The sequence below is a fragment of the Cryobacterium sp. PH31-L1 genome (assembly GCF_030063145.1).
GTDB lineage: Bacteria > Actinomycetota > Actinomycetes > Actinomycetales > Microbacteriaceae > Cryobacterium.
The window spans coordinates 159,527-182,082 of record NZ_JASISM010000005.1; the positions used below are offsets into that span (position 1 = coordinate 159,527).

The following is a 22,556-nucleotide window of genomic DNA, read 5'->3' on the forward strand; positions in this document are numbered from 1 at the left end:
CACGCATCAGGTTCTGACGCGGTCACTGGTGTTACTGGAGCAGCTGCAGAACGCCCGAGTTCGACTGGTTAGCCTGCGCGAGCATGGCTGTACCAGCCTGCGACAGGATGTTCGCACGGGTGTACTTGACCATCTCTTCCGCCATGTCGGTGTCGCGAATACGCGAACCAGCAGCGGTGAGGTTCTCCTTCGAGACGGCCAGGTTCTTGATGACACTCTCGAACCGGTTCTGGTCAGCACCAAGCGAAGCACGGGCCGTGGAAATGCCGGAGATCTGACGGTCCAGTGCGGTGATGGCCGCAGCGGCACCCTCGGCGGAGGAGAAGTCCAGGCCGCCGATCTTGCTAACGTCCCCGCCAACCGTCAGCCCAGTAGATGTAAACGAATCTCCAGCGTTATTTTTTACGCTGACCTGATCAAATTCGTCGACGCCTGCGGTGTACTTGGCGCTGAAGGTGGCGTTTTCATTCAACGCTTTCGCTGCGTCTGCGGCAGTTCCACCGGTCGCGAAGGTGACGGAAGTGCTCGTCACATCACTCCCCACAGTAAAGGTGAGGGCCGTAGCGCCAGCGGCAGGAACGTCGTAGGACTTGCCGACGTTGGTCGAGCCGATGGCCTTGGTGACGTCGGAGACGTCCGCCTTGCTCAGGTCAACCGAGATCTGGCTGCTGGCATCGCCGTTGGCTCCGACCTGAAAGCTCAGGGTCGGCTTCGTGCCGTCGAGCAGCTGGGTGCCGTTGAAGTTCGTGGACTCGCTGATGCGAGTGAGTTCCTTCGTCAGCGCCGTGACCTCGGTCTTGATCGCTCCACGCGACTCTTCGTTGTTCGAGTCGTTACCGGCCTGAACGGCCAGGTCACGAACACGCTGCAGAATCGACTGCACCTCGTTCAACGAACCTTCAGCCGTCTGAATAACACTCACTGCGTCCTGAGCGTTACGAGCGGCGACCGTGAGGCCACCAACCTGCGACTTCAGACCTTCAGAGATTGCCAAGCCGGCCGCGTCATCCGCCGCCCGGTTGATGCGAAGACCACTGGAAAGCTTTTCCAGCGACTTCGACAGGTCGTTCTGCGTGGTGGCCAGGTTGCGGTACGCGTTGTTGGCCGCGACGTTGGTATTTACTTGCATGCCCATGAGATTTCCTCCATGACTGGGACTGGGTGTGCCAGCCCATCCATGGGCCAGCAGTGAAACGTGTTGGTGCCAGGCGCCGCCGGGCTTGGTAGCCCGCCGGCGCCTGCCGGGTGACCGCGTCAGAAACTGACGCGATCACTCGTGTTACTGGAGCAGCTGCAACACGCCCGAGTTGGACTGGTTGGCCTGCGCGAGCATGGCGGTACCGGCCTGCGACAGGATGTTCGCACGGGTGTATTTGACCATTTCCTCGGCCATGTCGGTATCGCGAATACGCGAACCGGCAGCGGTGAGGTTCTCCTTCGACACGGCCAGGTTCTTGATGACACTCTCGAACCGGTTCTGGTCCGCACCCAACGAGGCGCGAGCCGTCGAGATAGCCGAGATCTGCGTGTCGAGAAGCTTGATCGCGTTGGCTGCCTCACCCGCGTCCGTAAACTTCAAAGCAGTTAGAGCGTCAGAGTAGACGGCAGTGACGCCATCATTGTTGTACGTAGCGGCCGACCCGGCGCTAAAAGACGCGGTGTTCGAGAGAGCCGCGCCATCCGTAGCCGAGTCAGTGCTGTTCTGGGATGCATTAATCACCACAGAAATCGGCTTGCTAGCGGGCTGGCTGCCCCCTACAAACGATTTTTCTATGGTGTACACGCCACTAGATTCGCTGATGGAATAGCCAGAAAATGCCGTGGTCAACGCAGAAGTGATTTGGCTTTGATCCATGGCGGCGTTTGTCGTTCCAAGAAACACGTTCTTGGAAACGCCGTCTTGAGTCAACGTGTAGTTACCACTTGCGTCAGCATCCTTCAGACTGACGACTATGCGGTCATAGCCATTTACGGCTGCATCTTTTTCAGTCGCTGCGGTGCCCGCAGTGAGGAGAGCAGCGGGTACGCCGTTCGCCAATGTGTTGACAACAGAAGCAACGTTGGCTTTCGACAGGTCCACGGAAATTTGACTACTGGCTGAACCGTTGGCTCCGACCTGAAAGCTCAGGTTCGGCTTCGTGCCGTCGAGCAGCTGGGTGCCGTTGAAGTTCGTCGACTGGCCGATGCGGGTCAGTTCCTTGGTCAGCGCCGTGACCTCGGTCTGAATGGCGCCGCGCGACTCGGTGTTGTTCGAGTCGTTACCGGCCTGAACGGCCAGGTCACGAACACGCTGCAGAATCGACTGCACCTCGTTCAACGAACCTTCAGCGGTCTGAATAACACTGACCGCGTCCTGAGCGTTACGAGCGGCAACCGTAAGGCCACCAACCTGCGACTTCAGACCTTCAGAGATTGCGAGGCCGGCCGCGTCATCCGCTGCCCGGTTGATACGAAGACCACTGGAAAGCTTTTCCAGCGACTTCGACAGGTCGTTCTGTGTAGTTGCCAGGTTGCGGTACGCGTTATTCGCCGCAACGTTGGTGTTGACTTGCATGCCCATTTGAGTTCCTCCGTGACTGGGACTACGTGCGCCGGCCCATCCATGGGCCAGCACTTATGTCTATCGACCGCAGCGTTCAGGCCGTCAGAAGAACCGGCTGAACAGGCGCGTTCGGGGGGTGCCGTGGCCAGGGACAGCGCGATTGAATTCGCGGTGCCCCGGCTACAGCGACCGGATCAGACTCTGATCCGGTGGTGAGGCGTATTACTGGAGCAGCTGCAGAACGCCCGAGTTGCTCTGGTTGGCCTGCGCGAGCATAGCGGTGCCAGCCTGCGACAGGATGTTCGCACGGGTGTACTTGACCATTTCCTCGGCCATGTCGGTATCGCGAATACGCGAACCGGCAGCGGTGAGGTTCTCCTTGGAGACGGCCAGGTTCTTGATGACACTCTCGAACCGGTTCTGGTCCGCACCGAGCGAGGCGCGAGCCGTCGAGATGCCGGAGATCTGACGGTCCAGAGCCGTGATAGCTGCAGCAGCACCCTCGGCCGAGGAGAAGTCCAAGCCACCGATGGTGCTCTGCTTGGCGGCATCTGCAAGTTCTGTCGTCGACTTCTCGTCGATGACGCCACCGGCAATGGCCTTAACGTTCAACGCGCCGTTCTCGTCGACCGATGCAATCAGCTTCGCGCTGAAGCCGCTGTCGGAGTTCAACTCGTCTGCAGCATCCTGAGCGGTTCCGCCTGCTGCAAAAGCGACTGTTCCAGTAGTGACGGCTACCGTATCGATAGTGAAAGCAACGGTTGTGACGCTGGCACCGGGCGTCGCAAAGGACGTTCCGACGTTGGTCGAGCCGATGGCCTTGGTGACGTCGGAGACGTCGGCCTTCGAGAGATCTACGGCAATCTGACTGCTGGCGTCGCCGTTGGCTCCGACCTGAAAGCTCAGGGTCGGCTTGGAACCATCAAGCAGCTGGGTGCCGTTGAAGTTCGTGGAGTCGCTGATGCGAGTGAGTTCCTTGGTCAGTGCTTCGACCTCGGTCTTGATCGCGCCACGCGACTCGGTGTTGTTCGAGTCGTTACCGGCCTGAACGGCCAGGTCGCGAACACGCTGCAGAATCGACTGCACCTCATTGAGCGAACCTTCAGCAGTCTGAATGACACTCACTGCGTCCTGAGCGTTGCGGGCAGCAACCGTGAGGCCACCAACCTGCGACTTCAGACCCTCAGAGATTGCGAGGCCGGCCGCGTCATCCGCTGCCCGGTTAATGCGAAGACCACTCGAAAGCTTCTCGAGCGACTTCGACAGGTCGTTCTGCGTGGTGGCCAGGTTGCGGTACGCGTTGTTGGCCGCGACGTTGGTGTTTACTTGCATGCCCATGGTGGATCCTCCGTGAGTGGGTCGTGGTACACCAGCCCATCCATGGTCTGGCAACTCTTGCTATCGACCGTTTTGCTGTGGGGGTTAGATTCCGATACGAGATTGGCCCCCGAGTAGGCCGCACAACACGAAGACGCTGTTCCACGAAGGGACAGCGTCTTCAAGAAAGATCAAGCAGCCTAGGCTGCGGGGCGGAGCAGCTGCAGAACGTCGGAGTTCGCCTGGTTGGCCTGGGCAGAGACCGCGGTGACCGGCTGGGCGAGAATGCTCACGCGGGTGAGGTCCACCATCTGCTCGGCCATGGCATTGTTGGTCAGGCGCGATGCGGCTGCGAGGGTGTTCTCGGCTGAGACGGCACGGGTCTTGCCTTCGAAGTCGACACGGTCAGCGGCAACGACAGACTCGGTCGAGGCGAGTCCGCTGGAGATGGCCACGGTCGGCTGCGCGAGACTGGTCTGTGAGTCCGCGAGTTTGCGGTACGCGTCCGATGCCGAGGTGTTGGTGTTGACCTGCATACCCATGATGGTTTCTTCCGTGAGGTGTTCTGAAGCCGGCCCATCCATGGGCTAGCGGTGAGATTACTGAAAAGTCAGGATGCTGCGCGTTCGACCGTGTCGAACTGCAGGTGTTCGTGCGCGGTGCGGGTCATTCCCACCGTGGCGAGGTCGGCGAGTCGTGCGAGGTAGGCGCTGCGGCGAGCCGGAGCAATGCGCGACTCCGGCTGATACGCAGCCGCAGTTTCGATTTCGTCGGCGTAGTGCGTGCTGAGTCCGTCACGCAGCAGGCGAATCGCCTCGGCGCGCATCTGGGAAACAGCGGAGTGCGTGGTGCCCAGTTCGGCGGCGATGTCTTTGACCGGGCGGTCGTCGAAGTAGATCTGCTCAACGATGGCCCGCATCTTCTCCGGGAGGGCCGCGACGGCCGCGCGAAGGTAGACCAGGCGTTCGCTGGAAAGCAGTGACTCTTCGGGCATCGCGGTGTCAGCCACGAGAAACTCGGCGGTCGTGTCGTCGAGGGCCGAGAGGGTGCGGGCCGCGTCGGCCAGGCCGGCCGCGGCCGTGTCGCGGTCGACGCCGAGAGCATCGGCGATCTCGTTCACGTTCGGGATGCGTCCGAGCGCAGCCGCGAGGGTCTCCTGCACGGCCATGGTCTCTTTGATGCGGCGGCGAGCGGAGCGGGTGGCCCAGTCGCTCGAGCGCATCTCGTCGGCGAAAGCACCGATGATGCGGCGCCGGGCGAAGGCGCCGAAGGGAACTCCGAGGGTGGGGTTGAAAGCATCCGCTGAGGTGATGAGAGCGACAGCGCCGGCCGACGCGAGGTCGTCGCGGGACAGGTGCCGAGCCTTGGCCCAGACCTCCGACACGAGGTAACCGACCAGGGGCAGATTCTCCACGACAAGGGCATTGCGGTCAGTGCGATTCACGTGCGGCCCCCGAGCTTTTCCTGCCAATTGTCGAATGTGCACGGAAGGGCTGATGCGCCTCCCGCGAGAGGCTCCCATGCCTGCGAAATCAAAGCTACTCGAAGTAAGGGGTAAATGGGTAGCGCTACAAGGCCCATTCGATACATTGGCATGTCCTCTCTTCTGAGGACACGATTGAGCAAATCCGCAAGAATTCGGGGGATTTTGCCTAACCATGGTCGCCCAGCAGCCGATAGTGCCAACGAATGAACCAGAGCACACGCACCCGTGTGACCCTGAGCGCGAGTCAAATTGTGGGCTGGAGGAGTCATGGGCGCCAACGAATTGTCTGCGTTGCTCTGGCGAGAACGTGAACTTCTCGAGTTGCTCGTCTTCAAACTCGAAGAGGAACAGCTTCTGCTGCAGGGCGGGAAGTCCCGCTGGCTGCAACACGCCACTCGCGAGGTCGAACAGGTTTTGAACCTCGTGCGCGAAGCCGGACTCGGGCGTTCCGTCGAGGTAGCCGCACTGGCCACCCAGTGGGGAACAGCCGAAGACGCCACTCTTCGTGAACTCGCCGCCAATGCTCCCGAAGGGCCGTGGGGCGAAATCTTGGCCGCGCACCTCAAGGCCATGGGAGACCTCACCACCCAAATCAAAGAACTCCGAGACACCAACGAACGATTCATTCGTTCCGCGGCCCGCTCCACCCAGGAAACCCTGACCACGGTCAGCGCCAACCCCAAGACCTACGACGCCAGCGGGGTCACCGACGACCCGGTGACCGCGGCCCGCATTTTCGACCGCAACCTATAACTTTGCAGAACGAACGAGAAGAACGGAGAACACGGTGAGCACATTTGGTGGCTTGAACACCGCGTACACCGGGCTCGTTGCCGCGCGCCAGGGACTCGACGTGGTAGGGCAGAACATTGCCAACGCCAATACGGAGGGCTACACCCGCCAGCGCATATCGACCTCCGCTCTCGGCGCCACCGCCCCGACCGGAATCTTCACCCAGGGCGCTCGCGTCGGCGAGGGCGTTGCCATGGACGGTATCGCCCGTCTGGCCAGCGCCCAACTGGATGCCCGCGTGCGCGCGACCGCAGCCACCGCCGGCTACACGGCGGTGCGGGCCAACGCTCTCGCCTCGGTCGAAGACTCGCTCAACGAACCCGGCGAAAACGGCATCTCTGCCAAGCTCGATGAATTCTGGGCCGGCTGGCAGACCCTGTCGAACGGCACCGACACCGCAGCCCCGGCCGCACTGCTGCTCGGCACGGCTGGCGAATTGCTCACTCAGATCTCCGAGGGCTACCAGGCCGTCTCCGACGAGTGGTCGAACGTGCGCAGCGACCTGAACAATATGGTTTCCGAACTCAACGGCGCGGCCACTCAGGTCGCCGCGCTCAACGTGCAGATTCGCCAGAGCCTCGCCACGGGCGGAACGGCCAACGAATTGCTCGACCAGCGCAGCACCCTCACGACCACGATCGCCGCCCTGACCGGTGCGAGCGTCACCGAGCAGGCCGACGGCACGGTGACCGTGCTCGTGGGTGGCAACGCTCTCGTCTCCGGCGGCACCGCGCATCAGGTGCACGTCACCGCCGACTCTCCGCGAGTAATGCAGGACAGTGGTGACGTGACCCTGGTGTGGGACGACAACGCCGGCACCGCGGTGACGATGGACCGGGGCGAAATGGCCGGAGGGCTGTCGCTGCTCGGTGGGGCCAACGCCAGCGGCACCGGAGGCGTCCTCGCTGAGGCTGCCGACTCCTACAACACCTTCGCGAGTGAATTCGCCACGAAGGTCAACGCCATCTACGCGACTGGCTTCACGCAGGCGGGCGACACCAACCTGGAGTTCTTCACTCGCGCCTCCGGTGCACCGGCCGCTCAAGGTCTCAGCATCGTGCCGCAATCATCCGCTGACATGGCCGTTCGCGCGTCCGCAGACTCTGGCGCCTACGACGGCACCATAGCGGATGCCATCGCCCAGCTCGGCGCCGGATTCGCGACCGACGCAGGCGGCGCGGTCACCTCGCCGAGCACCACCTGGTCGGACTTCGTCACGAAGACCGGTGTGCTCACGCAGACCGAGCTGCAGTCGGCGGCGCTGGCCAGCTCGACCGCATCGGGGGCTGCCAACCAGCAGCTCGCCAATTCCTCGGTCGACCTCGACGAGGAGAACGTGAACCTGCTGATGTTCCAACACGCCTATCAGGGAGCGGCCCGCATGATGACGGCCGTCGACGAGATGCTCGACACGCTGATCAACCGCACCGGATTGGTCGGGAGGTAACTCATGGTCGATCGGGTAACTACTCATACCCAGATGCGCGCTGCCCAGCGCAACCTGCAGGAGAACATGACGCACCTCGCGCGGCTGCAGGAGCAGGCGAGCACGCTCAAGTCCATCAACCGTTCCTCGGACGATCCGACCGCGGCCGCAGCCGCTATGGCAGTACGGGCCGAAATGCGTGCGGTCGATCAGTACAGCGCCAACGCCGACAATGGCAACGACTGGCTGACCACGATCGAATCCTCGCTCGGGTCGGTGTCGGGCATCATGAACCGCGTGCGTGACCTCACCGTGCAGGGCGCCAACTCCGGCTCGCTGTCCGCGACGGCCAAAGAGGCCATTGCCATTGAGATCGACGGACTCAAAACCGACCTTCTCTCGCAGGCCAACACCAAGTTTCTCGGGCGCAGCGTCTTCGCCGGCAACTCGGATGATGCCACGGCATTCACCGCAGGCACTGACAGCAGCGGCGGGACGACCTATGCATACGCGGGTGACCCTGCGGGCTCGAGCGGCGTCGAACGGCGCATCAGCGCGACGAGCACCGTGCGTGTCGACGCCGACGGCGGCACCATCTTCGGCAGAAACGAAGCATCGGTATTTGCGCTGCTCGACAATATTGTCGCCGACCTGCGCTCCACCGACAGCGCGGCCAACGTGGGCTCGCACCTTGACGCGCTCGACGATCGGATGGCCATCATGACCGGTCAGCGTAGCGAAATGGGCGCCCGCCAGGTGCAGATGGAACGTGCCCAGTCGACCCTGCTGCAAAAGACCGGCACACTGGATGCCCAACGGTCCGGCATCGAAGACGCCGACCTGGGCCAGGTCATCATCGATTTGAAACTGCAGGAAGTGACCTATCAGGCCGCGCTCGCTGTTACCGCCCGTGTACTTCAACCGACCCTGATGGACTTTCTTTCATGACGACGACCCACACCAGCCCCACCCTCAGCTTCGTCTCCCCCCCGCCGGGGTTGGCACCGCTCACCGACTTCGTGCTCAACGCGATCGAGGGGGCCGCTGGACTCTACTCGCTGCAGGCATCCGCTCACCCGACCACGCGCCTGTTCGTGCTCGACGCGGCCATCTTTCTACCCAACTACACCCCGACGATCTCCAGCGAGCAGTCGATCGCGCTGTCGCTGACGACGCCCGACAATGCCCTCGTGCTCGTGGTCGTCAACCCCGGCGAGAGCACCACGACGGTCAACCTCATGGCACCCATCGTGGTCAACGCCCGCACCGGCGCCTGCGCGCAGCTCATTCTGGACGATCAGGACTGGCCCCTGCACGCCGAGCTCGGCACCGGCGAAAACTGAGGCCTGGCCCACTTTCCGGGCCTGGGCCCGGAAAGTGGGACCATGCTAGATCATGGGCCCGGTTTCCGGGCCCGGGCCCGGTCGATCTGAACGGGCCGCAGGCGCGCCGCACACTAGTGCGACTCAGCCTCGATCAGGGCGGCCTCGAAGGCGACCCAGGGCAGCATGGCGCACTTGACGCGGGCAGGGTATCGCGAGACTCCCCCGAAGGCGGCGGCGTCGCCCAGAATCTCCTCGTCGGGCTCGATTTTTCCGCGCGAGCGCAGCATCTCCCGAAAGTTGTCGAGCAGGGCGCGTGCCGAAGCTGTGCTGAGACCGCGCAGGGTGTCGGTCAGAATCGAAGCGGATGCCTGCGAGATCGAACAGCCCTCGCCGGTCCAGACCAGGTCGGTCACGGCAGCATCCGTTTCGGCGCCGGCCCCGAGTGACACGCGCAGGGTGACCTCGTCACCACAGGTCGTGTTGATCTGGTGCGATTCGGCTACCCGCAAGCCACCGGCCGCGCCGAGAGCCACGGCCTCGGCGAGCGGAGTGAGTTCGACCGCCCCATGCCGGGCCTTGGCATGTTCGAGAATGATCGTCTGGTACAGCTGCTGCAGGTCGCTCATGACGTGACTCCGAAGAAGGGGGCGACCTCGGCGAGGGTGGCGAGGAACAGGTCGACCTCGTCGGTCGTGTTATACAGGTAGGTACTGGCCCGGGTGGACGCGGTCACGCCGAGTCGGCGGTGCAGGGGCTGAGCACAGTGATGACCGACGCGCACGGCGATGCCGGCATCGTCGAGAAACTGGCCGACGTCGTGCGCGTGCACTCCGGCGACGTCCACGGCCGCCAGGCCCAGGCGTTCAACGCCGAGACCGGGGCCGAGCAGTCGCACGCCGGGAATCTCGGCAAGCCCCGCGACCAAGCGCTGGCCGAGCTGGGCCTCCCAGGTGTGCACCCGATCCATACCGGTTTCGCTGAGGTAGTCGACGGCCGCGGCCAGGGCGATGGCCTGCGAGATGCGCTGGGTGCCGGCCTCGAAGCGCTGTGGCGGAGCGAGAAACTCAGCGTTAGTCATGTCGACGGTCGTGATCATCGATCCACCGGTGAGGAACGGCGGCATGTCGGCGAGCAGTTCGGCTTTACCGTAAAGCGCGCCGATACCCGTGGGGCCGAGCATCTTGTGGCCCGAGAAGACCGCGAAGTCCACGTCGAGCGCCTTGACGTCAACGGGAAGGTGCGGCACGGTCTGGCAGGCATCCAGCACGACCAGGGCGCCGACGCGGCGGGCCAGGGCCACCAGTTCGGCCACCGGGTTGATGGTGCCGGTGACGTTCGAGCCATGGGTGAAGGCGAGGAGTCTCGTGTGGGGGCCGACAACATCCGCTGCGGCCAGCAGGTCGAGGGTGCCGTCATCGAGTACCGGAATGAAGCGCAGCGTGGCCCCGGTGCGCAGCGCGAGTTGCTGCCAGGGAATGAGGTTGGCGTGATGTTCCATCTCGGTGACGACGATCTCGTCGCCGGCGCCGAGGCTGAAACGGCGGGCGGCCGGGCCCCCGAGGCCGAGTGAGGCGTTGGAGAAGCTGTAGGCCAGCAGGTTGATGGCCTCGGTGGCGTTGGAGGTCCAGACGATCTCGTCGGTCTGGGCGCCGACGAACGCAGCAACCTTCTCGCGGGCGGCTTCGAATCCCTCGGTTGCTTCGACGGCGAGCGTGTGGGCTCCGCGGTGCACGGCCGCGTTGCGCTGTTCGTAGTATTCCTGCTCGGCTTCCATCACGCTGATCGGGTTCTGCGATGTAGCACCCGAGTCGAGATAGACGAGCGGATGCCCGTTCACCGTTTGGTGCAGCACGGGAAAGTCGTTGCGAATGCGCTCAACATCGATGTCGGTCAGCGGGGCCAACTCCGGGTGCTGGGCGCCGTGGGCTGGGGACAGAGCGGACGATGGTGCAAAAGACGTCATACTCAAGGATATTCCCTCGCCCCGAACCCGCACGCCGCGCGGGCAAGTATGACGCAGCGGTGGAAAACCCGGCGGGAGCGTGTGAGGCTTAAGGGGTGACCCAGACTACCGAACAGACCGAGCTTCGCGAGGACGTGGAACTCGACCGACCGTGGGTGACCCTGGTCTGGGACGACCCGGTGAACCTCATGTCCTACGTGGCGTACGTCTTTCGCAGCTACTTCGGCGTCACCCCGAAACAGGCCGAAGGGCTCATGCTGCAGGTGCACAACAATGGCCGGGCTGTCGTGGCCACCGGCAATCGCGAATCCATGGAACGTCACGTTGAAGCCATGCACGGCTACGGCCTGATGGCGACGCTCGCCAAGGCCGACGAATGAGTCGATTCACCACTCAGCCGGACGGCATCTTGCTCGGCCGCTTCGAACCGATCGAAGCCGACCTGCTGCGCCTGGCCACCACCCAGCTTCTCGAGATGCTCGACTCGGGTGCCGGCGACCCGCAGCTCGCCGCGAGCGACGGAATCTTCGGACGCCTGCTGCCCGACGCTTACCGCGATGACGACGAAGCGGCCGCCGAGTTTCGCCGGTTCACGGCGACCGACCTGCTCGATCGCAAGGCGCAGAACGCCCAGGTCGTGCTGAATTCGCTGGGCATTAGTAAAGCGGATGCCGACACTCCCGACACGTCTGCTGACGACGACCGCCAGCCCGTCACGGTCAGCCTCGACCCCGATACCGTTCAGGCCTGGCTGCGCAGCCTGACCGACTTGCGGCTGACCCTCGCCGACCGGCTGCAGATCTCCCCCGACGGGGTCGTGCACCTCGCTGGCGACGAGACCCCGTTTCTGCGCGAACTCTACGAATGGCTCGGCATGCTGCAGGAAGAACTCGTCTACACGATCGACGTGTGATCAGCGTGCTCAGCCAGCAGGCTGCGAGCAGCGAGGCCGATCACAGCGCTGTAGGTGGGGTACGCGAAGCGCACCTTGGCCAGAGTGGAGACATCCACACCGGCAGCCATCGCCGTCGTCACGGACTGGATGACTTCCACGGCATTCTCCCCCACCGCGTGAGCGCCCAGAATGAGCTCCCGACGTCGATCGGTGATCATTTTCAGGAAGCCGCGCTGCCGATCATCGATCACCGCACGATCCAGTGACGTGTACGGCACCACCGTGACCACGCACAGTGCGTCGCGACGTCGAGACTCAACTTCGGTGAGACCGACGCCGGCATAGTCGGGATCGGTGAATCCGCCGGCCGGAAGCAGCTGGTTCGGGGTGCGGCGGTTGGCATCCAGAACAGCGTTTTCGGCTGCTGCCTCCCCCTCCGACTGGGCGGCCTGCACCAGCATGTCCCGGCCGTTGGCGTCACCGACGGCGAAAATGTGCGGCACCGAACTGCGAAAATACGCGTCCACCGCAATCGACGAGCGGCTCGTGGCGACGCCGGCGGTCTCGAGGCCGAGGTCGCCGACATCCGCTGGCCAGCCAGTCGCCATGATCACGGTATCGAAGCTGCCGCACAGCGCCTGACCGTTCTCGGTCCAGTTGAGTGTGATCGAGCCGTCCGCGGCGCGGGCGAGCCCGGCAACCCCGCCAATGCCGAGGCGGAGGACGATGCCCTGTTCGATGAAGGCCGCGGCCACCGCATCGGAGATGGATTGATCAGAGGTGGCGAGCACCCGGTCGGCCAGATCGAGCAGGGTGACGGCCGAACCGAAGGAACTGAACACCGTGACCAACTGCGCACCGGTGTTTCCGCCGCCGATGACGGCCAGCCGATCCGGCACCCGCGGGAGGTCGAGCACGTGTTCCGGCACGGTCGCGAGCTCGGCACCCGGAACCGGCAGGCGGCGGGAATGACCGCCCACACACACCAGAATAGCGTCGGCCGTGATCGCGCGCCCGGTCTCCAATCGGAGCGTGTAGGCGTCCTCGAACCGGGCACGACCCTCAAGAATGAGCTCAACGCCCGCGTCTGCAAAGCGGGTCGCCTCGTATTTCAGGGAACGCACCCGATCGACGGTCTGCCGCACTCGATCCACGGTCGCTGGCCAGTCGACCGGGCGTTCGATCACGGAGATACCGTAGGCGTCGGCGGTTCGGATCTCGCGCATGAGCCTCGCGGTTTTGGCGAGTACGCGGGTCGGTACGCATCCGGTGTTCACACAGGTGCCACCGAGGCGATCTGACTCGCAGACGGCAACAGAGGCACCGAGTTCTGCCGCCCGCAGGGCTGCAGCCGTTCCGGCCGGGCCGGCACCGATCACGATCACGTCGAAGTGGTCGGCCATTCGCCCGGTGGACGCGCCCGTGGCTTCGGGGATTGGGGCAGCGGTCATCTCGGTCTCCCACCGTTGAACGTGACCGAATCCTGGCAGCGTCGGCTGGGAATCGACCGGTCTCCCAACGCCCGACGAACCTCGAACGGGGGGTGGGCGTGATCAGGGAATCCAGGGTTGCTGCGCGGTAATCTTGACGCAGCCCACCCGGGGCACAGATAGGATTATTTCAATCTCCGGTGGGCCTTCACACCGTGCGCCCGAGGACGCTCGCACGGATGCGATACCGCCCCTCCGGGGGTGGTTCCACGGCATCCGACGGAGACAATTCATGGATCTCAGTACTGTGACACGTGTCATCGCCGCACACCAGCGCAGCGACCTCGACGTGCTCGGGCCGACCGTGGTGCCGCTGGCCGGCGGATCCGAACTGTTCGCCGACCCGCGCGCCGACCTCACGGGCCTGGTGGATTTGCAGGCCTTCGGCTGGACCGCGCTCACGATCACTGACCAGGGGCTCGAGATCGGTGCGACTTGCACCCTGGCCGAGCTCTCCCGGCTGCCACGGCAGGCGGGGTGGGCGGCGCATCCGCTGTTCTATCAGTGCTGCACAGCCCTGTTCGGCTCGTTCAAAGTGTGGAATGTCGCCACCGTCGGCGGCAACCTGGCCACCTCGCTGCCGGCCGGCCCCATGACCACCCTGGCCGTCGCGCTCGACTCCGACCTGCTGGTCTGGCGCGGCGACGGCAGCGACGACGTCGTGCCGGCCCGCGACTTCGTCACCGGCAATATGACCAACATGCTCGCGCCCGGTGATGTGCTGCGCTCGATTCACGTGCCGTTGGCGTCCCTGAACGCCCAGACGGCGTTTCGCAAGATCGCCCTGTCGCCGCTCGGGCGATCGGGCGCAGTGCTCGCCGGGCGGTTGGACGCTGACGGATTGTTTGTACTGACCGTCACAGCCGCGACGCTGCGCCCGGTGCAGTTGCGCTACCCGGAGTTGCCTACCGCCGAGGTTCTCGCCGGCGATATTGCCGCGATCGACTGCTGGTTCACGGATGCCCACGGCGCCGCCGACTGGCGACGCGCGATGGGCGTGTTGCTGGGCGACGAGATCCGCGCTGAACTGGCTGGAGGTCAGTCATGACCTTTGAAAAAGTGCGAGTGGACAGGACCAGTATCACCTTCGAGGTCAATGGCGCCGAGATCGAGGCGACGCCGAAACCCGGCCAGTGCCTGCGCACGCTGCTGCGCGAACACGAGCACTTTGAGGTGAAGAAAGGCTGTGACACCGGCGACTGCGGCGCCTGCACGGTGCAGGTCGACGGCACGCCCGTGCACTCCTGCATCTATCCGGCATTCCGGGCCGCCGACACGCAGATCACGACCGCGGCCGGCCTCGGCCAACCAGGCCACCTCGCCCCGGTGCAGCAGCGTTTCGTCGACGCCGCCGGCTTTCAGTGCGGTTTCTGCACGCCCGGCATGGTCGTCACCGCCGCGGCGATCGAAGCGGATGCCGGCACCAACCCTGCCGACCTGCCCCGCTTGCTGAAGGGCAACCTGTGTCGCTGCACGGGCTATCGGTCGATCCTCGACGCGATCACCGGCCAGCACACTCCAGTGGAGGGCTCATGCCACGTTGCGCCGGAGCACGAGCAGGCCGAAGCGTCGAGCCTCGGACCGGTACGAACAACCGGCCGACCCGCGCCCCACTCGAATTCGGCTGGACTGGCCCCGACCGGGCCGGTCCCAACTGGCGAGTCAGGGTTCCGCGCGTCCGGGCTGGTCGGCACCTCTCCCGGCGCCATCGCGGGCGAGCGCGTGGTCAGCGGGCTCGAACCGTACACCCTCGACGTCGCGATCCCCGGACTGCTGCACCTCGCGGTGCTGGGGAGTCCGCACGCGCACGCGCGCATCCGCTCTCTTGATTTGGCTAAGGCCGCCGCGCTGCCCGGCGTGCACCGCGTGCTCACCCACGCCGACTCCCCCGCGACCCTGTTCTCGACCGCGCGCCATGAGAGCCGGTTCGACGACCCCGACGACACCCTGGTCTTCGACGCGACCCTGCGCTTTCGCGGGCAGCGCGTCGCGGCGGTCGTGGCCGACTCGGTGGCCGTCGCCGAGGCCGCCTGCCGGCTGATCGAGGTGGAGTACGACTTGCTCGAGGCCGTGTTCGACCCGAAGCTGGCCACGGAGCCCGGCGCCCCGCTCGTGCACGGCGATAAGGACCCGGTCATCTCGCGCCTGGCCGAGCCTGGCCGCAACCTCGTCGCCGAGCTGCACGGCGAATACGGCGACGTAGAGGCCGGCCTCGCCAAGGCGACCACGATCGTCTCCGGCAGCTGGCACACGCAGCGCATCTCGCACACACACCTGGAAACCCATGCCACGATCGGCTGGCTCGAACAGGGCCGGCTGAATCTGCGCACTAGCTCCCAGGTTCCGTTTTTGGTGCAGAAGGAGATCTGCCGCCTGTTCGACCTCGACCCGGCCGGGGTGCGCGTCTTCACCGCCCGGGTCGGTGGCGGCTTCGGCGGCAAGCAGGAGTTGCTCACCGAAGACTTGGTCACCCTCGCCGTGCTGAAAACCGGGCGACCGGTGCAGTACGAATTCACCCGCACCGACGAGCTCACCATCGCCCCGGTACGGCATCCCATGATGCTCGACGTCACCCTCGGGGCCACAGCCAACGGCCGCCTGACGGCCCTGAAACTCGGGGTACTCGCTGACACTGGCGCCTACGGCAACCACGCCCCCGGTGTGATGTTCCACGGCACGAGCGAGTCTGTCGCGCTGTACAACGTGCCCAACAAACGAGTGGATGCCCAGAGCGTCTATACAAACAACCCTCCGTCGGGCGCCTTCCGCGGCTACGGCCTCGGCCAGATCATCTTCGCGATCGAGTGCGCGCTCGACGAACTCGCCCGCGAACTCCACGTGGACCCATTCGAACTTCGCCGGCTGAATTCGGTGCAGCCCGGCGACCCGCTCGTGGTCACGCACGAGGAAGGACCCGACCTGATCTTCGGAAGCTACGGCCTCGACCAGTGCCTCGACCTGGCCGAAGCGGCGCTGGAGCGCGGCAATGGGACCGACGTTCCAGCTGGTCCCCAGTGGCGGGTCGGTACCGGCATGGCGTCGTCGATGATCGCGACGACGCCGCCGCGCGGCCACCGGTCGCAGGCCTCCGTTCAGCTGCTCCCCGGCGGCCGCTATCTGGTGCGGGTCGGCACGACCGAATTCGGCAACGGCACCACGACCGTGCACGGCCAGATCGCCGCGACAGCGCTGCACACAAGCGTCGACCGCATCGATTTGGTGCACTCCGACACAGACGCCGCCGGCTACGATTCCGGCGCGTTCGGCTCGGCCGGGGTGGTGGTGGCCGGCAAGGCCGTGCTCGCCGCGGCGAGCGCGCTGGCCGAAACGCTCGGTTCGGCCGCGGCGTCGTTCAGCGGGCAGAGCGACCCGACGTGGCTGCTCGAACGGGATGGCTTATACGCCAGCGAACCAGCCCCGTCGGCCGGGTCAGCTACTTCAATGCCCTCAAAACTTCCGGGCCAGGGGACGGACGGACTCCACCCGGTCGTGTCGCTCAACCCGGGCTCGATGGAGTCATTCGTCGCGCTCGACGAACTGGCCGCCTGGGCCGCCACGAACGACGTCGACCTCACCGCCGTACGCCGTGAAGACGGCGCCGTGCGCTCCCTGGCCTTCAACGTGCACGCCTTTCGTGTGGCTGTGAACACCGATACGGGCGAGGTGCGCATTCTGCAGTCAATCCAGGCCGCCGACGCCGGCTTCGTCATGAATCCAGAGCAGTGCCGCGGGCAGATCGAGGGCGGCGTCGCGCAGGCGCTCGGCACCGCCCTGTTCGAAGAGGTCGTGCTCGACGGCGCCGGCGCCGTGACCACCAGGGTGCTGCGCAACTACCACGTTCCCCAACTGGTGGATCTGCCGGTCACCGAGGTTTACTTTGCGCAGAGTCACGACGTGCTCGGACCCTTCGGCGCCAAGTCGATGAGCGAATCGACCTACAACCCGGTCGCACCGGCGCTGGCCAATGCGGTGCGTGACGCGATCGGCATCCGTCCCACCGAGTTGCCGATGTCGCGCGACCGCATCTGGCGGCTGCTGCACGGCTGAGCGGTCCCGAAAAATCCGCTCCCCGGGGTTGGATCGCGTCGGAACAGGGCATCCAACCCCGCTCGAACATTGAGGTGTTTCGGGACATTGCGCGAAAAGCGTGCGCAACGCCCCGAAACACCTCAAACTCGCAACTCCACGAATACCCCGCACCGCTGCTCAACTTCTGAGACCTGAGCGACGGGGCGGGGTCGAGTTTTCCGCGGGAATGCGAGTTTTGAGCGAGGAGCGGATGACCCGTCCCCGACGCGGGCCGCCTCGAAACCACGCCCGCCCCGAACGCCCGAGCCGTGAGATATTTCGGCCGGATCACGGGGCATGTCGGGCACGTTTCCAAACCTCCAAATGGGCTGAATCCGATTTCAGTAGGGTGAAAACAGGCACAGCAGCCGCCGGTAGTCACACCCGAAAGGACCGCATGACCTACCCCGATCTCGTCATCCGCTCCGAACGGGTACTGACCGCGCAGGGCTTCATTCCGGCCGCCGTCTGCGTCACGAACGGGGTCATCACCGCGATCCTCCCGATCGATGCGGTCATCGAAGGCCCGCCACGAGCGGATGCCGCCACCCCCGACCAAGCGCCGACCGCCATCACCCTCCGTGAGGAGCGCCTCGCCCCCGACGCGGTGCTCATTCCCGGCCTCGTCGACACGCACGTGCACGTCAATGAACCCGGCCGCACCGAGTGGGAGGGCTTCGCGAGCGCGACCCTCGCCGCCGCGGCCGGCGGGGTCACCACGATCATCGATATGCCGCTCAACAGCATTCCGCCGACCGTGTCGGTGACCGCGCTGGAACGTAAGCGCCAGGCGGCGGGGGCGAAGGCATCCGTTCATGTGGGGTTTTGGGGCGGGGCGATTCCGGCCAACCTCGGCAAGCTGCACGAGCTGAGCGATGCCGGAGTGTTCGGGTTCAAGGTGTTTCTGTCGCCCAGTGGGGTCGACGAGTTTCCGAACCTGTCGCTGACCGAGCTGGAGGCCGCCGCCGTCGAGATCGCCGTGTTCGGCGGGCAGCTGCTCGTGCACGCTGAGGATCCGCAGGTGCTCGACGGCTCGGTGAACGGCGGCGGTGACGGCTACCGCGACTTCGTGGCCAGCCGGCCGCCCGAGGCCGAGACGACGGCAATCGAGCAGGTCATCGAGGTAGTGCGGCGAACCGGCGTGCGCGCCCACATTCTGCACCTGTCCTCGGGGAAATCGCTGCCACTGCTGCGCGCGGCCAAGGGGGCCGGCCTGCCGATCACCGCCGAAACCTGCCCGCACTACCTGTACTTCTCGGCCGAGTGCATCCCTGACGGGGCCACGAGCTACAAGTGCTGCCCGCCCATACGCGACGAGGCCAACCGGGCGCTCCTCTGGGCCGGACTCGGCGACGGTACGATCGACTTCATCGCCTCTGATCATTCACCGGCCACCCGGGAACTCAAACTGGGCCACGGCGGCGACTTCGGCCTCGCCTGGGGTGGAATCTCCGGCCTGCAACTCAGCCTCGCCGCGGTGTGGTCGGCCGGCCGCGCCCGCGGCGTCGGCCTGGAGCAAGTCGTCGAGTGGATGAGCACGGTCCCGGCCCGCTTCCTCGGCCTCGCCGGTCGCGACGGCCTGGCCGGCAAGGGTGCCATCGCAGTCGGAGCGGATGCCGACCTCGTCGCGTTCGCCCCGGCCGAAGATTTCCTCGTCGACGCCGAATCCCTTCGGCACAAGAACAAGGTCAGCGCGTTCGACGGCGCCCTTCTGGTCGGCCGGGTGCGCACGACCTGGCTTGCCGGCCGCGAGGTGTTCTCGGTGCACGACGATGTCGCCGGGCGGCCGACCGGAGCGTTGCTCGCACGGTGATTGCGGCATCCGTTCTTCTCGAAACAACCAGCAGGGAGCACCAGATGTCGATCGTTCTCGGATCCAACCGGTATGGCAAGGCGGAAAACCGCATCGTGCGCATCTACCGGGACACGCCGCGGCATGAGATCCACGATGTGAGCGTCTCGACAGCGCTGCACGGCGATTTCGCGGCGGCGCACCTCGTGGGTGACCAGCTGCACGTGCTGCCGACCGACACGCAAAAGCAGACCGCATAGTCGTTCGCGAAGGAGAAGGGGCTGCTGTCGATCGAGAGCTACGGCATCGACCTCGCCACGCACTTCGTAGACCACATCGAACCCGTCGCGGGGGCGCGCATCGAGATCGAGGAGTTCGCGTGGGAACGCGTGGTCGTCGACGGTACCGAGCACAACCACACCTGGGTGCGGCGCGGCCAGGAAATACGCACCGCGGCGATTTCGGTCGAGGGGACCGGGCCGGCGCAGCAGGTGTGGGTGGTCGGCGGGCTGAAGGACCTGGTGATTCTCAAGTCGACCGGGTCGGAGTTCGCCGGATTCATGCAGGATCCGTACACGCTGCTGCAACCGACCAACGACCGGGTGATGGCGACGTCTTTGACGGCCGGCTGGCGGTTCATGACCACCGACGTGGACTGGGAGGCGACCTATGCCGGCATCAAGCAGATTCTGATGACCCAGTTTGCGCTCGTACACTCGCTCGCGCTGCAGCAGACGCTGTACCGCATGGGCGAGGCCGTACTCGAGGCGTATCCGTTCATCGCCGAGATTCGGCTGTCGGCGCCGAACAAGCATCACTTTCTGTACGACCTGTCGCCGTTCAACGTGGCGAACGACGACGAGGTGTACCACGCGGCCGACCGGCCCTACGGACTCATTCAGGCAACCATCACCCACGACGACGCGCCTGACGCTGGTCCCGCCTGGGACTCGTACACCGGGCTGATTTAGGTACTGTGCCGTACAGCACTGCGGAGATCCCCGGCCGAACCGGGCCGCCCAGCCGATTTCACAGCGTAGAGACGGTAATCTCCGCTGTTGTGCACAGAACCAGTTCTCCCGAAGTCTTTCGCGGTCACATCTTTCACATTTCCGGCGCTCCTAGCGTCGATCAGGCCCGAGAACACCTCGTGTCGGTGCCCGACGGCGCCCTGGTCACCGGCCGCGACGGCACGATCGCCTGGGTCGGCCCATTCGCCGAGCTGCCAGCCCCCTTCGCCGCGCTGCCGGTGACCCGAACCGGGTTCATCATTCCGGGGTTCGTCGACACCCATATTCATTTTCCACAGACCTACACGACGGATGCCTACGGCGGCGGCCAGCTGCTGGAATGGCTCGACGAGTGCGTTTTTCCGTCCGAAGCCCGGCTGGAGGACCCGGGATTTGCGCGACAGGTGGCGCGCGATTTCACCAGAAGGCGGGCATCCGTCGGCACGACCAGCGCCCTCGTGTTCGGGTCGGCGTTTGCGCCGGCGCAGGACGCGCTCTTTGAAGAAACCCAGGCGGCCGGCCTGCGGCTGGTCAGCGGGCGCGGCATCCAAACGGTGGGCACCGACTCGGCCGTCGCGCTCCTGACCAGCGAGGAGCGGGCTCTCGACCTCACCGCCGCCGAGATCGACCGCTGGCACGCCGTCGACACCGGTACGGCCCACACCGCGCTGCTGCAGGTGGCGATCGTGCCGCGATTCAGCCTCTCGGTGACGCCGATGACCTTGGCCGGGCTCGGCGAACTCTACGACTCGGTGCGCGGGCGCGGCGTGTACTTTCACAGCCACCTCAACGAGAACGACCGGCCCGGAACCGGCGAGATCGCCGCCGTGCGATCGGTGTACGGCACGAAGACCTACCTCGACACCTACGACGGATGCTTCCTGCCGGGCTCGGCCCGCGGCGGCGCTTCGCTGCTCGGGCGGCGCAGCATTCTGGCCCACGCCGTGCACTGTCAGGACACGGAGCTGGCCCGCCTGGCCGACACCGGCACGTCGATCGCACACTGCCCGACCTCGCAGGGGTTCCTCGGCTCTGGCACCATGCCGTGGCGCCGCACAACCGGTTTCGGCGTGAACGTCGCGATCGGAACGGATGTTGGCGGCGGCGACGAATGGCTCGTCACGCGGGTGCTCAACGACTGCTACAAGGCGCATTTGTCGGAGCCTGGCGAGGCCGGCGTGGCGATCGACCCGGCCGCGCTGCTGTTCACCGGAACCCTCGCCGGCGCGCGAGCCCTCGACATGGAGGAGCGCTTCGGCAACTTCGACCTCGGCAAGGACGCGGACTTTCTGCTCATTGACCCCGATCGCTGGGAGCCGCTCGCGCTCGTGCTCGCCAACGCCGTGCGCGCCGACGACGCCGCGCTGGCCGCCGAGCAGACCCTGTTCGCGCTGCTGCTCGCTCTACGGGAGCCCGCGATCACCGGGGTGTACGTGCGCGGTCGCCGGGTGAGCGTGGAGTAGTCGCGGCGGCGCGCATCCGTTCGCCGAGCCGGCCGGCCCGCCGCGCGGGAGGTGCGCCAATTCGCGGGTGGCGAAAGGCCTGGCGTCGAGGCCGGCTCAGCTGCCTCGGTAGGTCGAGTAGGCGAACGGCGAGAGCAGCAGGGGTACGTGATAGTGCTCCGCCGCGTCGGCGAGGTCGAACGTGATCATCACCTCCGGGTAGAAGGTGTCGCGCCCGGCCTGCGCGAACCAGGCGCCGGTATTGAAGCTGATGCGGTACCGGCCGGCCGGCAGCGCGGCCGGGCCGAGCGCGGCGAGGCGACCGTCGGCATCCGTTTCGCCGGTCGCGACCACCCCCCACGCGATGCCGACGCGCTGCTCCAGCGCGACCGCCACACCCGCAGCGGGCCGGCCGGTGACGGAATCGAGCACGTGAGTCGTGACGTGGCTGGGTACCGTGAGGTCACCGAGTTCCAGTCCGGGCGCCCGCTCGGTGCCGTCCGCGCTCATACCGCGCCAGCCTCGAGGAGGGCGGCAAGGCGCAACAGGGCAATGTCGCGCAGCTCGTCGGCAACGATCTCCGCCTCAAGGTCGCCCGGCAGCAGTATGCGCCGGTTCAGCTCGGCGAGGATCTCGGCGCGAGTGCGCCCGGCCGCCCGAATCAGAAACACCCGGCCAAAACGGGCCTCATAGTCACGATTGCCAGCCGCGAGCAGGGCAGCCAGCTCGGTATCGTACGCGTCGGCCGAGGCCTGTTCCCGGCGGGAGAATTGCTGCTCGGCCCCGGTTCCGGTCGGCGCCTGACCGATGCGCGGATGCCCCGCAAGGGCTTCATCCACCTCCGCGCGTGCCAGCGGGGTCGCGGCCCGCCGAGCGGCGTCGACCAGCGCACTGGCGTCGACGTAGGGGGCGCCGGCCGCGACCTCGTCGGCCCACCGTTCGACGGCCAGGCAGGTGTGCAGGCGGTCGCGCAGCGCCGAGACCGAGAGAGTCAACATGGTGCCCAAT

Annotated in this window: 21 protein-coding genes and 1 pseudogene; 12 read left to right on the top strand and 10 right to left on the bottom strand. The window is 65.6% G+C overall.

Going from position 1 to position 22,556, the window contains the following annotated elements; genetic code table 11:
- Positions 1-31 precede the first annotated feature (31 nt).
- The 5 genes from QMF22_RS11675 to QMF22_RS11695 all read right to left on the bottom strand — a co-directional run bounded on the left by QMF22_RS11675 (position 32) and on the right by QMF22_RS11695 (position 5,303).
- On the bottom strand, positions 32-1,135 hold the full coding sequence (locus QMF22_RS11675) for a flagellin N-terminal helical domain-containing protein (protein WP_283453724.1): 1,104 nt from the start codon (positions 1,133-1,135) through the stop codon (positions 32-34).
- A 144-nt stretch (positions 1,136-1,279) separates the two neighbouring features.
- A complete protein-coding gene (locus QMF22_RS17505) occupies positions 1,280-2,560 on the bottom strand; it encodes a flagellin N-terminal helical domain-containing protein (protein ID WP_283453726.1) in 1,281 nt (426 codons plus the stop codon).
- A gap of 204 nt (positions 2,561-2,764) precedes the next feature.
- The gene (locus QMF22_RS11685; protein WP_283453728.1) at positions 2,765-3,880 is read right to left on the bottom strand and encodes a flagellin N-terminal helical domain-containing protein; all 1,116 of its coding nucleotides are present in this window, start codon (positions 3,878-3,880) and stop codon (positions 2,765-2,767) included.
- Between the two features lie 179 nt (positions 3,881-4,059).
- A complete protein-coding gene (locus QMF22_RS11690; protein WP_283453730.1) occupies positions 4,060-4,443 on the bottom strand; it encodes a flagellin in 384 nt (127 codons plus the stop codon).
- Between the two features lie 26 nt (positions 4,444-4,469).
- Positions 4,470-5,303 (bottom strand): sigma-70 family RNA polymerase sigma factor, encoded by an 834-nt coding sequence (locus QMF22_RS11695; protein WP_283453731.1) that lies wholly within the window; start codon positions 5,301-5,303, stop codon positions 4,470-4,472.
- Positions 5,304-5,612: 309 nt separating this feature from the next.
- On the opposite strand from QMF22_RS11695, the gene QMF22_RS11700 reads away from it, so the two are divergent.
- Genes QMF22_RS11700 through QMF22_RS11715 form a run of 4 tightly spaced genes read left to right on the top strand, consistent with a single transcriptional unit; the run spans position 5,613 to position 8,906 of the window.
- A complete protein-coding gene (locus QMF22_RS11700) occupies positions 5,613-6,098 on the top strand; it encodes a flagellar protein FlgN (protein ID WP_283453733.1) in 486 nt (161 codons plus the stop codon).
- Positions 6,099-6,132: 34 nt separating this feature from the next.
- Entirely contained in the window at positions 6,133-7,584 is a 1,452-nt protein-coding gene (gene flgK, locus QMF22_RS11705) for a flagellar hook-associated protein FlgK (protein WP_283453735.1), read from the top strand.
- Between the two features lie 3 nt (positions 7,585-7,587).
- The gene (flgL, locus tag QMF22_RS11710; RefSeq protein WP_283453737.1) at positions 7,588-8,511 is read left to right on the top strand and encodes a flagellar hook-associated protein FlgL; all 924 of its coding nucleotides are present in this window, start codon (positions 7,588-7,590) and stop codon (positions 8,509-8,511) included.
- Complete coding sequence (locus QMF22_RS11715; protein ID WP_283453739.1) at positions 8,508-8,906, top strand: flagellar assembly protein FliW; 399 nt, start codon at positions 8,508-8,510, stop codon at positions 8,904-8,906. The genes flgL and QMF22_RS11715 overlap by 4 nt, the downstream gene beginning before the upstream one ends.
- A 113-nt stretch (positions 8,907-9,019) precedes the next feature.
- On the opposite strand, the gene sufU is transcribed toward QMF22_RS11715, so the two are convergent.
- Together sufU and QMF22_RS11725 are read right to left on the bottom strand one after the other, a co-directional pair.
- A complete protein-coding gene (gene sufU, locus QMF22_RS11720; RefSeq protein WP_283453742.1) occupies positions 9,020-9,514 on the bottom strand; it encodes a Fe-S cluster assembly sulfur transfer protein SufU in 495 nt (164 codons plus the stop codon).
- Positions 9,511-10,851 carry a cysteine desulfurase gene (locus QMF22_RS11725; RefSeq protein ID WP_283453744.1) on the bottom strand — a complete coding sequence of 447 codons (1,341 nt, stop codon included), beginning with the start codon at positions 10,849-10,851 and terminating at the stop codon, positions 9,511-9,513. Before QMF22_RS11725 ends, sufU begins: the two co-directional genes overlap by 4 nt.
- A 95-nt stretch (positions 10,852-10,946) precedes the next feature.
- Here QMF22_RS11725 and clpS point away from each other — a divergent pair, with 95 nt between their 5' ends.
- Positions 10,947-11,231, top strand: coding sequence for an ATP-dependent Clp protease adapter ClpS (gene clpS, locus QMF22_RS11730; protein WP_283453746.1), 285 nt, complete (start codon positions 10,947-10,949; stop codon positions 11,229-11,231).
- Positions 11,228-11,764 carry a DUF2017 family protein gene (locus QMF22_RS11735; protein ID WP_283453748.1) on the top strand — a complete coding sequence of 179 codons (537 nt, stop codon included), beginning with the start codon at positions 11,228-11,230 and terminating at the stop codon, positions 11,762-11,764. Before clpS ends, QMF22_RS11735 begins: the two co-directional genes overlap by 4 nt.
- Here the strand turns inward: QMF22_RS11735 and QMF22_RS11740 are convergent.
- The gene (locus tag QMF22_RS11740) at positions 11,746-13,197 is read right to left on the bottom strand and encodes a dihydrolipoyl dehydrogenase family protein (protein WP_283453750.1); all 1,452 of its coding nucleotides are present in this window, start codon (positions 13,195-13,197) and stop codon (positions 11,746-11,748) included. The two genes, QMF22_RS11735 and QMF22_RS11740, sit on opposite strands and share 19 nt — an antisense overlap.
- 271 nt (positions 13,198-13,468) lie before the next feature.
- Here QMF22_RS11740 and QMF22_RS11745 point away from each other — a divergent pair, with 271 nt between their 5' ends.
- The 6 genes and pseudogenes from QMF22_RS11745 (at position 13,469) to QMF22_RS11765 (ending at position 21,569) form a co-directional block, all read left to right on the top strand.
- Complete coding sequence (locus QMF22_RS11745) at positions 13,469-14,284, top strand: FAD binding domain-containing protein (RefSeq protein WP_283453752.1); 816 nt, start codon at positions 13,469-13,471, stop codon at positions 14,282-14,284.
- Positions 14,281-17,283 (top strand): molybdopterin-dependent oxidoreductase, encoded by a 3,003-nt coding sequence (locus QMF22_RS11750; RefSeq protein ID WP_283453755.1) that lies wholly within the window; start codon positions 14,281-14,283, stop codon positions 17,281-17,283. Before QMF22_RS11745 ends, QMF22_RS11750 begins: the two co-directional genes overlap by 4 nt.
- A gap of 418 nt (positions 17,284-17,701) precedes the next feature.
- Complete coding sequence (allB, locus tag QMF22_RS11755; protein ID WP_283453757.1) at positions 17,702-19,117, top strand: allantoinase AllB; 1,416 nt, start codon at positions 17,702-17,704, stop codon at positions 19,115-19,117.
- Positions 19,118-19,161: 44 nt separating this feature from the next.
- A complete protein-coding gene (locus tag QMF22_RS17390) occupies positions 19,162-19,356 on the top strand; it encodes a hypothetical protein (protein WP_349357090.1) in 195 nt (64 codons plus the stop codon).
- Between the two features lie 15 nt (positions 19,357-19,371).
- Positions 19,372-20,067: pseudogene (gene pucL, locus QMF22_RS11760) on the top strand (factor-independent urate hydroxylase); the annotation flags it as partial.
- 89 nt (positions 20,068-20,156) lie between these two features.
- The gene (locus QMF22_RS11765) at positions 20,157-21,569 is read left to right on the top strand and encodes an amidohydrolase family protein (protein WP_283453759.1); all 1,413 of its coding nucleotides are present in this window, start codon (positions 20,157-20,159) and stop codon (positions 21,567-21,569) included.
- A gap of 96 nt (positions 21,570-21,665) precedes the next feature.
- Here the strand turns inward: QMF22_RS11765 and uraH are convergent, their stop codons facing one another.
- Both uraH and uraD read right to left on the bottom strand, forming a co-directional pair.
- Entirely contained in the window at positions 21,666-22,058 is a 393-nt protein-coding gene (gene uraH, locus QMF22_RS11770) for a hydroxyisourate hydrolase (protein ID WP_283453761.1), read from the bottom strand.
- The gene (gene uraD, locus QMF22_RS11775; protein WP_283453764.1) at positions 22,055-22,546 is read right to left on the bottom strand and encodes a 2-oxo-4-hydroxy-4-carboxy-5-ureidoimidazoline decarboxylase; all 492 of its coding nucleotides are present in this window, start codon (positions 22,544-22,546) and stop codon (positions 22,055-22,057) included. The genes uraH and uraD overlap by 4 nt, the downstream gene beginning before the upstream one ends.
- Positions 22,547-22,556 lie beyond the last annotated feature (10 nt).

Bases quoted from the DNA above. Each gene is read 5' to 3' on its own strand.
- QMF22_RS11725 (WP_283453744.1), bottom strand. From the start codon at position 10,851: ATGACGTCTTTTGCACCATCGTCCGCTCTGTCCCCAGCCCACGGCGCC.
- QMF22_RS11690 (WP_283453730.1), bottom strand. From the start codon at position 4,443: ATGGATGGGCCGGCTTCAGAACACCTCACGGAAGAAACCATCATGGGT.
- QMF22_RS17390 (WP_349357090.1), top strand. From the start codon at position 19,162: ATGTCGATCGTTCTCGGATCCAACCGGTATGGCAAGGCGGAAAACCGC.
- QMF22_RS11675 (WP_283453724.1), bottom strand. From the start codon at position 1,135: ATGGGCATGCAAGTAAATACCAACGTCGCGGCCAACAACGCGTACCGC.
- QMF22_RS11715 (WP_283453739.1), top strand. From the start codon at position 8,508: ATGACGACGACCCACACCAGCCCCACCCTCAGCTTCGTCTCCCCCCCG.
- QMF22_RS11685 (WP_283453728.1), bottom strand. From the start codon at position 3,880: ATGGGCATGCAAGTAAACACCAACGTCGCGGCCAACAACGCGTACCGC.
- flgL (WP_283453737.1), top strand. From the start codon at position 7,588: ATGGTCGATCGGGTAACTACTCATACCCAGATGCGCGCTGCCCAGCGC.
- QMF22_RS11700 (WP_283453733.1), top strand. From the start codon at position 5,613: ATGGGCGCCAACGAATTGTCTGCGTTGCTCTGGCGAGAACGTGAACTT.
- allB (WP_283453757.1), top strand. From the start codon at position 17,702: ATGACCTACCCCGATCTCGTCATCCGCTCCGAACGGGTACTGACCGCG.
- QMF22_RS11740 (WP_283453750.1), bottom strand. From the start codon at position 13,197: ATGACCGCTGCCCCAATCCCCGAAGCCACGGGCGCGTCCACCGGGCGA.
- QMF22_RS11735 (WP_283453748.1), top strand. From the start codon at position 11,228: ATGAGTCGATTCACCACTCAGCCGGACGGCATCTTGCTCGGCCGCTTC.
- QMF22_RS11745 (WP_283453752.1), top strand. From the start codon at position 13,469: ATGGATCTCAGTACTGTGACACGTGTCATCGCCGCACACCAGCGCAGC.
- QMF22_RS17505 (WP_283453726.1), bottom strand. From the start codon at position 2,560: ATGGGCATGCAAGTCAACACCAACGTTGCGGCGAATAACGCGTACCGC.
- QMF22_RS11750 (WP_283453755.1), top strand. From the start codon at position 14,281: ATGACCTTTGAAAAAGTGCGAGTGGACAGGACCAGTATCACCTTCGAG.
- sufU (WP_283453742.1), bottom strand. From the start codon at position 9,514: ATGAGCGACCTGCAGCAGCTGTACCAGACGATCATTCTCGAACATGCC.
- uraH (WP_283453761.1), bottom strand. From the start codon at position 22,058: ATGAGCGCGGACGGCACCGAGCGGGCGCCCGGACTGGAACTCGGTGAC.
- uraD (WP_283453764.1), bottom strand. From the start codon at position 22,546: ATGTTGACTCTCTCGGTCTCGGCGCTGCGCGACCGCCTGCACACCTGC.